15 protein-coding genes are annotated in these 13,808 nt (G+C 62.6%); 10 read left to right on the top strand and 5 right to left on the bottom strand.

Annotation, left to right across the window (positions count from 1 at the left end; all coding sequences use genetic code 11):
• The first annotated feature begins 64 nt into the window (after window positions 1-64).
• Window positions 65-937, top strand: coding sequence for a glutathione-dependent disulfide-bond oxidoreductase (yghU, locus tag BLW50_RS04545; protein WP_090698095.1), 873 nt, complete (start codon window positions 65-67; stop codon window positions 935-937).
• 54 nt (window positions 938-991) lie between these two features.
• On the opposite strand, the gene BLW50_RS04540 is transcribed toward yghU, so the two are convergent.
• The gene (locus BLW50_RS04540) at window positions 992-1,759 is read right to left on the bottom strand and encodes an SDR family NAD(P)-dependent oxidoreductase (protein ID WP_090698092.1); all 768 of its coding nucleotides are present in this window, start codon (window positions 1,757-1,759) and stop codon (window positions 992-994) included.
• 42 nt (window positions 1,760-1,801) lie between these two features.
• Window positions 1,802-2,731: an alpha/beta hydrolase gene (locus BLW50_RS04535; protein ID WP_210186032.1), complete on the bottom strand. Its 930-nt coding sequence runs from the start codon at window positions 2,729-2,731 to the stop codon at window positions 1,802-1,804.
• A gap of 168 nt (window positions 2,732-2,899) precedes the next feature.
• Here BLW50_RS04535 and BLW50_RS04530 point away from each other — a divergent pair, with 168 nt between their 5' ends.
• The 7 genes from BLW50_RS04530 (at window position 2,900) to BLW50_RS04500 (ending at window position 9,973) form a co-directional block, all read left to right on the top strand.
• A complete protein-coding gene (locus BLW50_RS04530; RefSeq protein ID WP_170849981.1) occupies window positions 2,900-3,727 on the top strand; it encodes an alpha/beta fold hydrolase in 828 nt (275 codons plus the stop codon).
• The gene (locus BLW50_RS04525) at window positions 3,720-5,222 is read left to right on the top strand and encodes a carotenoid oxygenase family protein (RefSeq protein ID WP_090698085.1); all 1,503 of its coding nucleotides are present in this window, start codon (window positions 3,720-3,722) and stop codon (window positions 5,220-5,222) included. Before BLW50_RS04530 ends, BLW50_RS04525 begins: the two co-directional genes overlap by 8 nt.
• A 41-nt stretch (window positions 5,223-5,263) precedes the next feature.
• Window positions 5,264-6,574: an MFS transporter gene (locus tag BLW50_RS04520; RefSeq protein ID WP_090698082.1), complete on the top strand. Its 1,311-nt coding sequence runs from the start codon at window positions 5,264-5,266 to the stop codon at window positions 6,572-6,574.
• A gap of 19 nt (window positions 6,575-6,593) precedes the next feature.
• Complete coding sequence (locus BLW50_RS04515) at window positions 6,594-7,322, top strand: cysteine hydrolase family protein (protein ID WP_090698078.1); 729 nt, start codon at window positions 6,594-6,596, stop codon at window positions 7,320-7,322.
• A 67-nt stretch (window positions 7,323-7,389) separates the two neighbouring features.
• A complete protein-coding gene (locus BLW50_RS04510; RefSeq protein WP_090698076.1) occupies window positions 7,390-8,367 on the top strand; it encodes a Bug family tripartite tricarboxylate transporter substrate binding protein in 978 nt (325 codons plus the stop codon).
• Between the two features lie 27 nt (window positions 8,368-8,394).
• Entirely contained in the window at window positions 8,395-9,261 is an 867-nt protein-coding gene (locus BLW50_RS04505) for an alpha/beta fold hydrolase (RefSeq protein WP_090698074.1), read from the top strand.
• Window positions 9,262-9,274: 13 nt separating this feature from the next.
• Window positions 9,275-9,973: an alpha/beta fold hydrolase gene (locus tag BLW50_RS04500; protein ID WP_090698071.1), complete on the top strand. Its 699-nt coding sequence runs from the start codon at window positions 9,275-9,277 to the stop codon at window positions 9,971-9,973.
• A 24-nt stretch (window positions 9,974-9,997) separates the two neighbouring features.
• Here BLW50_RS04500 and BLW50_RS04495 read toward each other — a convergent pair whose 3' ends face one another.
• Entirely contained in the window at window positions 9,998-10,600 is a 603-nt protein-coding gene (locus BLW50_RS04495; RefSeq protein WP_170849980.1) for a PadR family transcriptional regulator, read from the bottom strand.
• A 423-nt stretch (window positions 10,601-11,023) separates the two neighbouring features.
• Here BLW50_RS04495 and BLW50_RS04490 point away from each other — a divergent pair, with 423 nt between their 5' ends.
• A complete protein-coding gene (locus tag BLW50_RS04490; protein WP_090698065.1) occupies window positions 11,024-11,209 on the top strand; it encodes a hypothetical protein in 186 nt (61 codons plus the stop codon).
• A 91-nt stretch (window positions 11,210-11,300) separates the two neighbouring features.
• Complete coding sequence (locus BLW50_RS04485) at window positions 11,301-12,446, top strand: amidohydrolase (RefSeq protein ID WP_090698061.1); 1,146 nt, start codon at window positions 11,301-11,303, stop codon at window positions 12,444-12,446.
• Here BLW50_RS04485 and alkB read toward each other — a convergent pair.
• Both alkB and BLW50_RS04475 read right to left on the bottom strand, forming a co-directional pair.
• Window positions 12,443-13,096 (bottom strand): DNA oxidative demethylase AlkB, encoded by a 654-nt coding sequence (gene alkB / locus BLW50_RS04480; RefSeq protein ID WP_090698057.1) that lies wholly within the window; start codon window positions 13,094-13,096, stop codon window positions 12,443-12,445. The genes BLW50_RS04485 and alkB overlap by 4 nt on opposite strands.
• 15 nt (window positions 13,097-13,111) lie before the next feature.
• A complete protein-coding gene (locus tag BLW50_RS04475; protein WP_090708690.1) occupies window positions 13,112-13,786 on the bottom strand; it encodes a 2OG-Fe(II) oxygenase in 675 nt (224 codons plus the stop codon).
• Between the last annotated feature and the right edge of the window lie 22 nt (window positions 13,787-13,808).

Here is a 13,808-nt window from a genome sequence, read left to right as displayed (position 1 = left end):
CCGATTGTCGTTCGCATAACAAGCACCCAGATTACCAATCATCCATCCATCAGCGGAGCCGAACATGGCAGAGACATCCGAATACACGCCGCCCAAAGTCTGGACCTGGAACAAGGGCAATGGCGGGCAGTTCGCCAACATCAATCGCCCGATCGCCGGGCCGACCCACGACAAGGAACTGCCGATCGGCAAGCACCCGCTGCAGCTCTATTCGCTCGGCACGCCCAATGGCGTGAAGGTGACGATCATGCTGGAGGAACTGCTGGCGGCGGGACACAGCGACGCCGAATATGATGCCTGGCTGATCAAGATCGGTGAAGGCGATCAATTCGGCAGCGGCTTCGTCGCCGTCAACCCGAACTCCAAGATTCCGGCCCTAGTGGATCGCAGCGGCAAGACGCCGATCCGCGTGTTCGAATCCGGCGCCATCCTGATGCATCTGGCGGAAAAATTCGACGCCTTCCTGCCGACCGAACAAGCGGCGCGCGCAGAGACGCTGTCATGGCTGTTCTGGCAGATGGGCAGCGCGCCCTTCGTCGGCGGCGGCCTGGGACATTTCTATGCCTATGCACCGACGAAGATCGAATATGCCATCGACCGCTACGCCATGGAAACCAAGCGCCAGCTCGACGTGCTCGATCGGCAGCTGGCCGAGCACGAATATATCGCCGGCAGCGAATACAGCATCGCCGACATGGCGATCTGGCCCTGGTATGGCGGCCTGGTGAAGGGCTGGAACTACGGCGCTGGCGAATTCCTCGCCGTGCACGAATACAAGAACCTGCTGCGCTGGGCCGACCAGCTCTATGCGCGCCCCGCCGTGAAGCGCGGCCGCATGGTCAACCGCACCAGCGGCGACCCGGAGACCCAACTGCACGAGCGCCACGACGCCAGCGACTTCGACACCAAGACGCAGGACAAGCTGGCGAAGGCCTAAAACTTTGAGACACGAGGGGTGCGGACCTCATCCGCGCCCCTCTTCTGCTTCTCGTTAAGTCAGGCGCGTCCCGCCACTCACTTCGATAATCTCGGCGGTGACATAGCGCGCCGCTTTGGAGACAAGAAACAACACCGGCCCCGCCAGATCCTCGGGCTCACCGATGCGGCCGAGCGGAATACGGCCGATCAAATGGGCGTATTTGCTCTTCGGATCACCCTCATGGAACGGACTGTCTACCAGTCCCGGCGCAATGCCATTGACGCGGATGCCATTGCCAGCCAGCTCCTTGGCAAGCGCGCGTGTCAGAACATCAACGCCGCCCTTGGCCGTCGCATAGGCGCCGCCGCCAGGCACGCCGCCGGAGCGCGTCACGCAAGAAGTGATGTTGACGATGGAAGCTTCGGGCTTTGCCTTTAGCAGCGGCAGCATCGCCCGTGTCGTCAGGAACATCGATTTGAGATTCTTGTCGATCACATGATCCCAATCGCTTTCGTCCATCGTCGCGAACAGCGCCTTGCGCGGTGAGCCACCAGCGCAATTGACCAGGATCGAGAGCCCGCCCATCTGCTGGCCGATCGTCTCGGCGATGCCGGCAACGACCTTCGCATCGGTCAGATCGCCATCGACCGCAATGGCGCGACGCCCCATAGCCTTGATCTCAGCGACAAGCGCCGCGCTCGCCTCGGCCTGATTGAAGCCATGCACGACCATGTCGGCGCCGGCTTGCGCCAGCAGACGCGCCACCGCGCTGCCAATGCCGGATGCACTGCCCGTAACCAGCGCGACGCGTCCGGTGAGGTCGAAAAGATCAACAGCCATAATGTCCTCATTCAGGATTGCAGGAACTCGTTCAAGAACTCGTCAAGGTTTCAGATGTTCGACAAACCAGTCGGTCGCGGCGCCGGCGGCTTGCGGCAATGCCGCGCCATAGGGTTCGAAATGACCGCCGGGCACCAGCACAAGTTTCTTTGGCGCACGCGCGCTCTCGAAGGCCGACAGCGCCAGATCGGTTGGGGTGACGAAATCCTCGCGCGCCACGATCATCAGCAACGGACGCGGGCTGATGAAGGACACATAGGCGCCAGGCTCATAGGCGCGCGAATATTCGATGGACCGCAGGGTCGCTTGATTAACCCAGCCGCCGCCGGCGGCGCCCGCCTCCACATACCATTTGATCGCATCGGGCGCGGCATAGATCGCGCCAACATCGGCCGGCGTGGCAGCAACAAGCGGACGCAATTCCGGCGCCGCGCCTTGCAGCCGCGCCAGACGATCCGCATGGAGATCGGCATTGAGTTTCGCCAGCGCTTCGGCCGTGCCGAAACGGCGTTTGCCCACCGCATAACCGCTGATGGTCGGCACTTGCGCAACAACACATTTCACCCGCAGATCGGTCGCGCCGACGACGAGCACATGACCACCGCTATAACTCGTGCCCCAGATGCCGATACGATCGGCATCGACGCCGGGCTGAGTGCAGAGCCAGGTGATGGCGTTGCGATAATCCTCGATCTGCGTCGCCGGATCGATTTCCTGGCGCGGCACGCCGCCGCTTTCGCCCAGACGTCGATAGTCGAAGACCACGACAACGAAGCCAGCCGCCGCGAAGCGCAAGGCGAAACTGTCGAGATGCATGGACTTCGTCGCCCCGAAGCCATGAGCCATGACGATGCCGGGCCGAAGTTTTGGTGCGCCCTCTGCTCCAGCATTCGCCGGCTCATAGAACCAGGCGCTGATCGGGTCGCCTTCGGACTGAAAAGTCACATCACGGCGGATGATTTGGTGCGGCATCGGGCCTCCTTGAAAGAAAGTTATATATGTAATGTTTGACATATGAAAGAGTTTGTCTTAGACCAGCATCGCCTACGCCGGGAAGCAACACGACGCCAAGTCTGGGCCAAGCTTAGCTTCCCAAAGCGACAGACGCGCGCGGCAATCAAGCGCCTAAGGGAGGATTTCGTGGCTCGAGGTGAACGGCTTCCGGATTATTCCGTCACAGGCGATGGCGACATCACCGTCTACCTGCTGCACGGCGCTTATGGCTCGAAGGACTATTGGCGCTACGAGATCGCCGAACTGGTGCGCGCCGGCTATCGCGTCATCGCCTGGGATGCGCCCGGCTATGGCCTGAGCCCTCTGCCCGACCTACCGGCTGGCGGCTACAACATCGACTATCTGGCCCGCAGTTTCGGCCAACTGCTGAAGGCAACAGGCGGCCACACCAACGTCGTGCTCGGCCACAGTCTCGGCGGCATCATCGCGCCACGCGCCGCCCTGCTCTTTCCCGATCTCGTCCACGGCCTGATCGTTTCGGCGACGGTCGGCTCCTTCGCCACGCGCAGCGCCGAAGATCAGAAGAACTACGTCGCCGAACGCCTCGCGCCGCTCGACCAGGGCAAGACGCTGGCTGAATCGGCGATGCCGGTGATCAAATCCATGTTCGGTCCGAAAGCCAGTGGCCCGATGGTCGATCTCGTCACCCAGGTCGCCGGATCAACCGAAGCCGATACGTTTCGCAGCTCCATCCTCGCCATCATGGCCTATGACGGGCGCGACACGCTCAAGCAATTGCGTCTCCCGACCCTTTTGATCGCCGGCGAATGCGATGGCGTCGGCCGGCCCGAAGGCATGCGTGGCGCGGCGGCGCTCGTTCCCGATTCCGAATTCGCCGTTGTCAGCGGTGCCGGCCATTACGGCTGGGCCGAGAACCAGGGCGAATTCAACAGCGCCGTGTTCGACTTCATCCAACGCCGCGTCGCCAAAGCCAAGGAGAGCGCCCATGCTTGAGATCGCCAATCAGATCAAGCTCACCCTCGCAGCCGACAATGATCACCCGTTCCTCAACGGCCCGTTCACGCCCAACGACAAGGAATATACGGCGAGCACGCCGGACCTAAAGGTGATCGGCGAAATTCCGCGCGATCTCCACGGCATCTATGTGCGCAACACCCACAATCAGGTGCATGAATCGATCGGCATGTATCACCCCTATGATGGGGATGGCATGCTGCATGCCATGTCTTTCGAGGACGGCAAGGCGACCTATCGCAACCGCTTCGTCCGCACCACCGGCTTTCTCGCCGAACAAGGCGCCGGCAAATCGCTCTGGCCCGGCATCCTCGCGCCGCAGCTCTACGAGCGGCGCGGCTGGGGTTCCATGGGCGCGATGAAGGACAATGCCGGCACCGACGTGATCTGCCACGCCGGCAAGCTGATCGCTTCCATGTCGCAAGGCAGCGAGCCTTGGCGTCTCGATCCGGTGACGCTGGAAACCCTCGGCGCCGATCGCTCCTGGGCGCGCAAGGTCGTCCACGGCCTTGCCTCCCACTACAAGGTCGATTGGGAAACCGGGGAGATGATGTTCTTCAACTACCCGGAAGTGGCGCCATTCATGAACTATGGCGTCATCGATCGGCACAATCAGCTCGTTCACTATGTCCCGATCGAACTGCCCGGCCCGCGCTGGCCGCACGATCTCGGGATCACCAAGAATTACACGGTCCTGCACGATCTGCCGTTCTTCTTCGATCATGAATTGCTCAAGAAAGGCCAGCGCAAGCTCGCTTTCCACCGCGACGTACCGGCCCGCTTCGGCGTCATTCCGCGCCATGGCGACAATGCGCAGGTGCGCTGGTTCGAGGCCAAGCCCTGTTTCATTCTGCATCTGGCCAATTGCTACGAGGATGGCGATGAAGTCGTGATGGACGGCTGCATCCAGAACGATCCGCACAAGCCGCGCGTCGGCGAAGGCGGCACCAAGCAGGAGCAGTATGAGCGCATCCGCGCCCATCTCGACAAGCACAACAATCCGACCTTGATGTATCGCTGGCGCTTCAACATGCGCACCGGCCAGACCACCGAACAGCAGATCGACGACGAGATCACCGAATTCCCGGTGTGCAGCAACGACTATGTCGGCCGTCCCTATCGCTTCAGCTACAATGTGCTCTATCAACCCGGCGAATGGCTGTTCCGCGGCCTCAAGCGCTATGACCTGGCCAGAGACACGACCGAGCGCATGGAATTCGGCGAGGGCCGCTATGGCAGCGAGCCGCAGATCGCCCGCCGCCTCAACGCCAAGAGCGAGGACGACGGCTATCTGCTGACCTACATCACCGACATGAAGGCCAACCAGTCGGAATGCCTCATCCTTGATGCCGCCAATATCGCGGCCGAGCCGATTGCCCGCATCATCCTGCCGCACCGCATCTCCGCCGGCACCCATGCCTGCTGGGTCGAGGGCGATCGCATCAAAGACGAGGGACGCTCAACCATCATCTGACGCGATTGGCGCCCAGGAAGGAACAAGCCGGAGGAACAGGCATGAGCACGGCACGCTTGGATATCAGCGCGGAAGATACGCAAGTCCAGCGCACACTGACCCACGAACAAATCCGGGTCATGGGCCTGGCGACCTTGGGCGGCATGCTCGAATATTACGAGTTCGTCGTTTTCATCTATCTGACGCCGATCCTCAGCAAGCTGTTCTTCCCCGCCGACATGCCGCCGTGGATCGCGCAATTGCAGGTGTTGGCGATCTTCTCGCTCGGCTATTTCATCCGGCCGGTCGGCGGCATCATCCTGGCCGTTCTCGGCGATCTCTTCGGCCGCAAGCGCCTGTTCGCCGTCAGCCTCATTCTCATGGCCGTGCCCACCTTCCTCATTGGACTGCTGCCGACCTATGCCCAGGTCGGCGCGCTGGCGCCGCTCCTCCTGCTCGTCTGCCGCCTGTTTCAAGGCCTCGCCATCGGCGGCGAAATCCCCGGCGCGCTGGTCTTCATGTCGGAACATCTGCACGAGCGCCGGCTCGGCGTTGCCTGCGGACTAATGGGCTCAGGCCTGGCGATTGGCGGCCTCCTCGCCGCCGGCATCGTCGCCATCATCATTTCTTTGCCGGCGCAGGACCAGATCAGCTACGGCTGGCGACTGCCCTTCATCCTGGGCGGCATCTTCGGCCTGATCTCCGCCTATCTGCGCCGCTACGTGCGCGAGACGCCGGTCTTCGAGGAAATGCGCCGGAACAAGGAAAAAGCCAGCACCATGCCGCTGATGGACCTGCTGCGCTTTTACCCGCGCGAAACCCTCGGCTGTTTTGTCGTCTCCACCGTGCCGGCCGCCATCGTCGCGGGCGGCCTGCTTTATCCCGTCACTTATCTACAGACGTTCATGCACATCGACCGCCATGTCATCCATGACGCGGCGCCCTGGGCTTCCGGCGGTTTGGCCATCGGCACCTTTGTCTGCGGTCTTCTGGTCGATCGGTTTGGCGCCGTGCGCACGATCATGAGCGTCGCGATGTGTGCGATTGTCGCCGTCTACGCCTTCTATCTGAACGTCTCGAATTCTCTGCTCACGACGGCGACCTATTTCTTCTTCTTCGGCCTGCTGATCGGCTTCCAGACCATGCTCTATGTGGTGATGATCCGCAGCTTTCCGGCGCAGGTGCGCTACACCGGCATCGCCGTTGGCTACAATCTCGCGGCGGCAATCATCGGCGGGCTCTCGCCGGTTATCCTGGGGGCGCTGGCGCCAATCGTGCCAATCGCACCGGCGCATTACGTGGCTTTCTTCGCCCTGGTGGCCATCGTCGCGACGCCGATCATCTGGCGCTGGCGCTATCCTCTGGCGGCATGAACGGACGGGAGATGGATCGATGAACAAGACCAATCTGCCGGCATGGGCGAAAAAAAGCGCCATGCGCCGGCGCAAGGCCGAACATCCCCATGCCGATCTCGATCCGCGTAAAACCGCGCTCGTCGTGATCGATCTGCAGAATGCCTTCATGGTCAAGGAACATGCGGTGTCTTTGATTGCGAGCGCGGTGTCCATCGTCGACAACGTCAATCGCCTCGCTACGGCGGTGCGCGGCGGAGGCGGCAAGGTCTTCTGGATTCAAAACACCTTCACGCCAGAGACCGTGCAATCCTGGTCGAACTGGTTTGAGATGAATCTTCCCGAAGCCACCAGCCTGTCGCTGGAGACGCAGAAACCCGGCTCCCCCGGCCACGCGCTTTATGCCGGCCTAGACGTCCGCGAGCAGGATGACTGCGTCCAAAAGTACCGTTTCAGCGCCTTCATTGAGGGGGGCTCCGACCTCCCCGCTCGCTTGCGCGCGGGCGGATATGACACGGTGATCATCGTTGGCACCGTCACCAATGTCTGTTGCGAATCCTCGGCGCGCGACGCCGCCATGCTCAACTTCAAGACCATCATGGTGAGCGATGCCAACGCCACCTATGACGATGACGCCCACAACGCCACGCTCGGCACGTTCTACGCCCTATTCGGCGATGTCGCCTCAACCGACGAAATCGTGGCCTGGATTGCCAACAACAGCCGGCCGGCGGAAGCGCCCGCGACGAAAACGAGCGCAAGAGCCTAACAAATTGGGAACGCGGGCTGCTCTATCAGGCAGCCCATGAAGATAAGAAACTTGGGGAGGTCTTATCATGCTGTCACGTCGCACGATTATGTTCTTGAGCGTCGCCGCCCTCGCGGTGATGGCGCCCGTGTTCGCCATCGCCGACGAGGCCTGGCCAACGAAGACATTGACCATCATCGTTCCCTATCCGCCCGGCGGCTTGACCGATGTGGTCACCCGGCCGATGGCCGCCAAGCTCAGCAAGCTCCTCGGCAAAACAGTGATCGTGGTCAATCAGCCCGGCGCCGGCGGCAAGGTCGGTCTGCAGGCCATGTTGAAAGCACCGCACGACGGCCATACCATCGGCACCGTCGTGCCGGCGACCATGGTTTCACTGCCGCTCACCGACAAGAGCTATGGCATCGATCCATTGAAAGAATTCACGCCGCTGACGATCGCGGTGGATACGTTCATGGTTCTGATGGCCAATGCGGACGCCGGCAAGACGCTGAAGGATTTCACCGCCAATGCCCGCACCAATCCGGGCAAGTTCAACTACGGCACGTTAGGCGCCGGCACATCCTATCATTTCTACAGCGTCATCCTGGCCAAGGAGCTCGGTCTCAATGCCGTGCATGTGGTCTATAAAGGCGACAGCAATGCGCTCAACGATCTCGCCGGCGGCCAGATCCAGTTTCTGCTGACCAGCGCAGCCGCCGGTCGCGCCTATATCGATTCAGGCAAAGCCGTTCCCCTGGCCGTCACCGGCACGGACCGCATCGCCTCCCTCCCCCATATTCCCACCTTGCGCGAACAAGGCGTCGACCTCGTCACCGAGGGATGGGTGGGCTATGTCGTGCCAGCCGACGTCCCGGCGCCCGCTGCGAAAAAACTCGAAGCAGCCATGCGCGAAGCCATCAACGATCCCGATGTCCGTAAGATCTACAGCAACATCGGCTACACCGTGCGCGGCTCAAGCGGCGAAGAATTCCGCACCACGGTCGAGGCCAATCTCAACCGCTTCGGCAAGCTCATCAAGGATGGCGACATCCAGCTGGCCGAGTGAGAGCCGCGAACGGTCGAAGGAGAAACCGTGGCTGAAGCGATCATCCGTGGCGTCTGTCTGAACTATCGCATTCTGGGCGATCGCGGCCCCGCTATCGCGCTCAGCCCTGGCGGCCGCCGCCCACTTGGCGATGTGCAGCCCCTGGCCGAGCGCCTGGCCAAAGCCGGTCATCGCGTGCTGCTGCATGATCGGCGCAATTGCGGCGCCAGCGCCGTGTCTTTCGATGCGACAAGCTCGGAATATGAGGTCTGGGCCGATGACCTCAACGCCTTGGCCGAGACACTTGGCCTGCTGCCGCTTTATGCGGGCGGTGGCTCTTCCGGGGCGCGGCTGGCCCTCCTCCTGGCCATCCGTCATCCCGCAAGCGTCAGGGGCTTGCTCCTATGGCGCATCACCGGTGGCGCTTCCGCGCCGGAGCTGGCCGAGGCCTATTACGGCGATTTCATTCGCATCGCCGAGCAAGGCGGCATGGCCGCGGTCTGCGCCACGCCGCATTTTGCTGATTGTATCCACGCCCGCCCCGGCAATCGTGACCGGCTGATGGCAATGCAGGTCAACGCCTTTGTCGCCGTCATGAAGAGTTGGCGCGATGCTTTCCTGCGCGAAGCCGCCATGCCGGTGATCGGCGCCTCCGCGGCGCAATTGCAAGCCATCACGGCTCCCACCTGTGTGATCGCGGGCAATGACCCGATCCATACACGCACCGCCGCGCAAACCCTGAGCCATCTGCTTGCGTCCGCCACTTTGCATGACGACGTGATCTCCGCGCAGACGCAGCTCGAAAAAGCCGCGCTCGAGTGGGGCCAGAAACGCGACCGCGTCGCCCAAATCTTCCTCGATTTTCTCAATCATCCAGCACAAGTCGCACACGCAAACCGCGCGACGGCAAACTGAAGGACCCTCTCTCATGTCCAAACCCTCTCTCGTCATGCTTCCTGGCCTCAACAACACCCGCGCCGTGTTTGAAGACATGATCCGGCTGCTGGCCGACACGGTCGATGTTACCGTGCTTGAATATCCGCCGCTCGACACGCTGGAGGCGATCGCCGCCGATGTCCTGGCGCGCTGCCCCGAACATTTCAACCTGTGCGCCTTTTCCTTCGGCGGCTATGTCGCCGCCGCCATGCTCGAACAGGCGCCGGAACGGATCGAGCGCCTCGCCTTCATCGGTGCGGGCCCCGGCGCCGACAAGCCGGAGCGCCGTGGCGCCCGCGAGGCCGCCATCGCACGGGCGCAGAACGGCGAGTACGAGGCCATGGTGAAAGCCAATGCCAATGCAGCCTTTCATCCAGACAGCCTCACCGACGCACGGCTGATGGCGCGCCGCGATGCGATGGTGAAAGACTATGGCGCAGAGCGCTATGTCGCCCACAGCCGCGCCGCCCTGGAACGGCCGGCGCGCTATCATGTCCTCGCCGGGCTGCAACACGAGATGCTGATGATGGCGGGCGAAACCGACAATGTCGTACCGCTGGCCGAAATGCAGCGCACGGCAGCCGCAGCGCCAAAGGCGCGTGTCGTCGTCGTGCCTGGCGCAGGCCATCTGCTGCCCATGGAAAAGCCGGCGGCCACGGTGGCGGAACTCAAACTCTGGCTCAACGCCTGAGCGACGGTCAGCGAAGAGAGGGCCTCAGCCCTTCATCTTCTCACGCAGCTTATCCATCACCTGTTGGCACCACGTCACTTCCAGGCGATAGATCTCGAGCCGGCGCAGAACCAGCACATAGCGCGAAAAGCGCCAGTGCAATGGATCCTCCATCTCCCTCGGGAAGTTCTTCCGCAGCTCCCCGACCGTGGCCTCGAAGCTTGTGATCAGATCTTCGAAATAGGCCAGCCGCCGCTCGAACATGGCCAGGACCACCGCCGGCTCCTTCGTCCAGGACGAATAGATCATGGTGAGGAAGTCGTCGCGCTGGGTCGGCGGTTCGGGCTCGGAGCCGATCCAGTCGGTCAGCGCCGCCCGGCCCGTATCCGTCACCGAATAGACGCGCTTATTGGGCCGGCCCTTCTGATCGACATCGACGGAGGTGACGAAGCCGCCCTCCTCCAATTCGGCCAGGGTCGGATAGACCTGACTGGTCTTGGCTGGCCGAAAGGCGTGCAGCTCCTTGACGATGTCATATCCCGAGCGCGGCTCACGCAGCAGCACGCCGAGAATTTGGTGAGAGAGATTGCTGAGCTTCGGCGGCCCTTCTCGATCGGAATCGGCCGCCTGACGCTTCTTCGTTGCCACCAATTGTGCCTCGCTCGATGAACGGTGCTGCCTTCGAAACCCCTGCTATCACAGAGAGCTATCCAAGAAACAAGGAATACTCCAGCTCGATCAGACGTCCTACGAGATTAGCCGCCGCAAGTTCAAAAAGGCAATGAGACCAGGACTATAGCCGCGCGCTCGCCGCTCTGTTCGCCCTGCCGACCGGGCGTGGCCCAGGCGGCCCTGGATATTGACGGCTGTGGATTAAAAATTGACGAAAAACACAGCGGAAACAACAACCTTCGAACCGACGCCAAACTGTTGCACGGATGCACTAGATACCGCGGCGGCAGGAGGTTACACAGCCTCCCCCGGCCCCGTGCGATTCGATACATCGCGCCGGTCGCCCTCGGACTAATTTCGCACCATTCAAGTCAAGCCGCCGTCCGCCAAGGCAAGATCATGACACGCTTCGTCACTTTCGCTCTCAGCTTCGCTCTCGTCGGCAGCCTGGCGCTCGTTGCTTTGACGCCGCCGTCGGCCCAGCTCAAAGCACGCGAGAACAGCGACTGCCGCCAGATCGAAGTGCCGCTCGACGAAGGCTATGGCATCACCGCCATGGTGACGCAGCAGGTCTGTAAAGACTAAGCGCTTCCTCAACGACTTAAGTGTTTCTGCCGCATAAATCTGCTCAAGCTTGAGGCTTGCCAAGCACGCGGAAGCCGCGCACCATTCGGCCATGGACGCTTCCCTTGCCGACACACTGACCACTTGGCGTCGCCATCTGCACGCTCATCCCGGCCTCTCCTTGCATGAAGGCGAGACCGCTGGCTTCGTCGTCGAAAAACTCAAACAGATTGGTGTCGCCGAGATCACGGAGCGCATCGGCGGTCATGGCGTGGTCGCCACGCTGCGTCGTGGCGGTAATCGCTCCGTCGGCTTGCGCGCCGATATGGATGCCTTGCCCATCGAGGAAGCGACCGAAGAGCTGCCGTGGCGCTCGCGCAACGCTGGCGTCATGCATGCCTGCGGCCATGATGGCCACACCACGGCGCTGCTCGGCGCCGCCGCTTTATTGCAAGACGACCCCGATTGGTCGGGCACCGTGCATCTGGTGTTCCAGCCGGCGGAAGAAGGCGCTGGCGGCGCCAACGCGATGATCAAGGACGGGCTGTTCCAGCGCTTCCCGATGGAGCGCATCTTCGGCTGGCACAATTGGCCGGGTCTCCCGGCCGGCACGATCGCCGTCCACGACGGCCCGGTGATGGCGGCCGGCGCCCGTTTCGACATGCAGTTCGATGGCCATGGCGGCCACGCCGCCCTGCCCCATCTCACCCGCGATCCGGTGGTCGCCGCTGGCCACGCCATCGTCGCCGCGCAATCGATCGTGGCGCGCAATCTCGATCCCGTCACCGGCGGTGGCGTCGTCTCCATCACCATGATGGAAGCCGGCACGGCGATGAACCAAATTCCCGCCAGCGCCACCTTGCGCGGCACAGCGCGCTGGCTGCGCCAGGAAGATGGCGACATCATCGAAGCCGCCCTGCAGCGCATCGCGCAGGGCATCGGCGCCACGTTTGAGGTGAGCGGACGGTTGGAATTCCGCCGTATCATTCCGCCGACCATCAATCATGCGGCCGAAGCCGACCTCGCCGCCACGGCCGCCGCCGTCGGTGGCGCCCTGCGCCGCGATCTGCCGCCCGCCATGACCGGCGAAGACTTCGCCTGTTTCTTGAATGAAGTGCCGGGCGCCTTCGTCTGGATCGGCAATGGCCCGACCGATGGCGGCCGCGAATTGCACAGCCCACATTACGATTTCAACGACGCCATCCTGCCGCGCGCGTCGAGCTATCTCGTCGAAGTCGCAAAACGCGCATTGCTTTAGCCGGCGCGCCGGAACGTCAGATTGTAGCGCACGGCACCCGTCATCGGATGATCACCATCGCGCAGGGTGTCGACGCCATGAAACGTCATGCGCGCCGGCCCGCCCCAGACCACCACATCGCCATGGACGAGGCGCAGGCGGCGCGTTTTGTCGGCGCGTGACAGGCCACCCCAGAGGAACGTCGCCGGCAAGCCGAGCGAGACGGAGACGATCGGTTCGTCGAGATCGCGCTCGTTGCGATCCTGATGCAAGGTCAACCGCGCGCCCGGCACATAGCGATTGATCAGGCAGGCCTCTGGCGCGAAGTCGGCAAAGCCCACCTGCGCCGCCGCCCGTCGCGCCAGATCGAGAAACAGCGGCGGCATCACCCGCCAGGGCCGGCCGGACTCAGGATCAAGCGGATCATAACGATAGCCCCTGCGATCGCTGACCCAGCCGAGTTGGCCGCAATTGGTCATCGCCACGGACATTTTCCAGCCGCCCGGCGTGATCAGATGCCGGAACGGCGCGGCTTGCGCGATCGCCGCAACGGCAGTCAACAAGGCTTCCGCTTCGGCACGGACAAACCCTGCGAGAACCACAGCGCCCGGCCCGAGCGAAACATCTGCCCGCGTTGTGTCGAAGAGATCGTTCTCGAAGAGATCATTCATGACAGCAACCACAACCTATGTCGCATCGTGGAAGATGACGCCCAGCGTGTGGCGGTGGCCTTCCCGCAGCTTGCTGACGCCATGGCGCAGAGCCACACGATAATCGCCCCGTGTGCCTTTTTGCGGGCGGCTGTTGACCGCGAAGATCGCCGCATCGCCCTTGTTCAAGGGCACCACGGCGGGACGCGTCTGCATGCGCGGGCGCTGTTCGGTGAGGACGAATTCGCCGCCCTGAAAATCCGCTCCCGGTTGCGACAGGAGCACCACGAGCTGTAGCGGAAAGACATGCTCGCCATAAAGATCCTGATGCAGGCAATTGTAGTCGCCCGGCCCATATTGCAACAGCAACGGCGTCGGCCGCTTTTGCCCGGCTTCATGACAGCGCGTGAGAAACTCCGCGTGATCCTCGGGAAAGCGCGCCGGCATCCCCATGCGCGCGTGCCAGCGGTTGGCGAGCGGAGCGAGACGCGGATAGACCGCCGTGCGTAGATCCTGGATCAGGCTTGGTAGCGGATAAGCGAAATAGCGATATTCGCCCTGGCCAAAGCCATGGCGCGCCATCACCACCCGGCTGCGGAACATTTCGCCGCCCGTGCCATAGAGAGCGGCGATGGCATCGCATTCGCCATCCTGCAAAAGCTTCGGCAGAACCGTCCAGCCCTGCGCATCGAGATCGTCAGCGGCCGACATCCAGTCGGCCGCGCCGATACGG

The sequence above is a fragment of the Beijerinckia sp. 28-YEA-48 genome (assembly GCF_900104955.1).
GTDB lineage: Bacteria > Pseudomonadota > Alphaproteobacteria > Rhizobiales > Beijerinckiaceae > Terripilifer.
This window is presented reverse-complemented; position numbering and strand designations above follow the sequence as displayed.

Bases quoted from the DNA above. Each gene is read 5' to 3' on its own strand.
- yghU (WP_090698095.1), top strand. From the start codon at position 65: ATGGCAGAGACATCCGAATACACGCCGCCCAAAGTCTGGACCTGGAAC.
- BLW50_RS04540 (WP_090698092.1), bottom strand. From the start codon at position 1,759: ATGGCTGTTGATCTTTTCGACCTCACCGGACGCGTCGCGCTGGTTACG.
- BLW50_RS04535 (WP_210186032.1), bottom strand. From the start codon at position 2,731: ATGCCGCACCAAATCATCCGCCGTGATGTGACTTTTCAGTCCGAAGGC.
- BLW50_RS04525 (WP_090698085.1), top strand. From the start codon at position 3,720: ATGCTTGAGATCGCCAATCAGATCAAGCTCACCCTCGCAGCCGACAAT.
- BLW50_RS04520 (WP_090698082.1), top strand. From the start codon at position 5,264: ATGAGCACGGCACGCTTGGATATCAGCGCGGAAGATACGCAAGTCCAG.
- BLW50_RS04515 (WP_090698078.1), top strand. From the start codon at position 6,594: ATGAACAAGACCAATCTGCCGGCATGGGCGAAAAAAAGCGCCATGCGC.
- BLW50_RS04510 (WP_090698076.1), top strand. From the start codon at position 7,390: ATGCTGTCACGTCGCACGATTATGTTCTTGAGCGTCGCCGCCCTCGCG.
- BLW50_RS04500 (WP_090698071.1), top strand. From the start codon at position 9,275: ATGTCCAAACCCTCTCTCGTCATGCTTCCTGGCCTCAACAACACCCGC.
- BLW50_RS04490 (WP_090698065.1), top strand. From the start codon at position 11,024: ATGACACGCTTCGTCACTTTCGCTCTCAGCTTCGCTCTCGTCGGCAGC.
- BLW50_RS04485 (WP_090698061.1), top strand. From the start codon at position 11,301: ATGGACGCTTCCCTTGCCGACACACTGACCACTTGGCGTCGCCATCTG.
- alkB (WP_090698057.1), bottom strand. From the start codon at position 13,096: ATGAATGATCTCTTCGAGAACGATCTCTTCGACACAACGCGGGCAGAT.
- BLW50_RS04475 (WP_090708690.1), bottom strand. From the start codon at position 13,786: ATGTCGGCCGCTGACGATCTCGATGCGCAGGGCTGGACGGTTCTGCCG.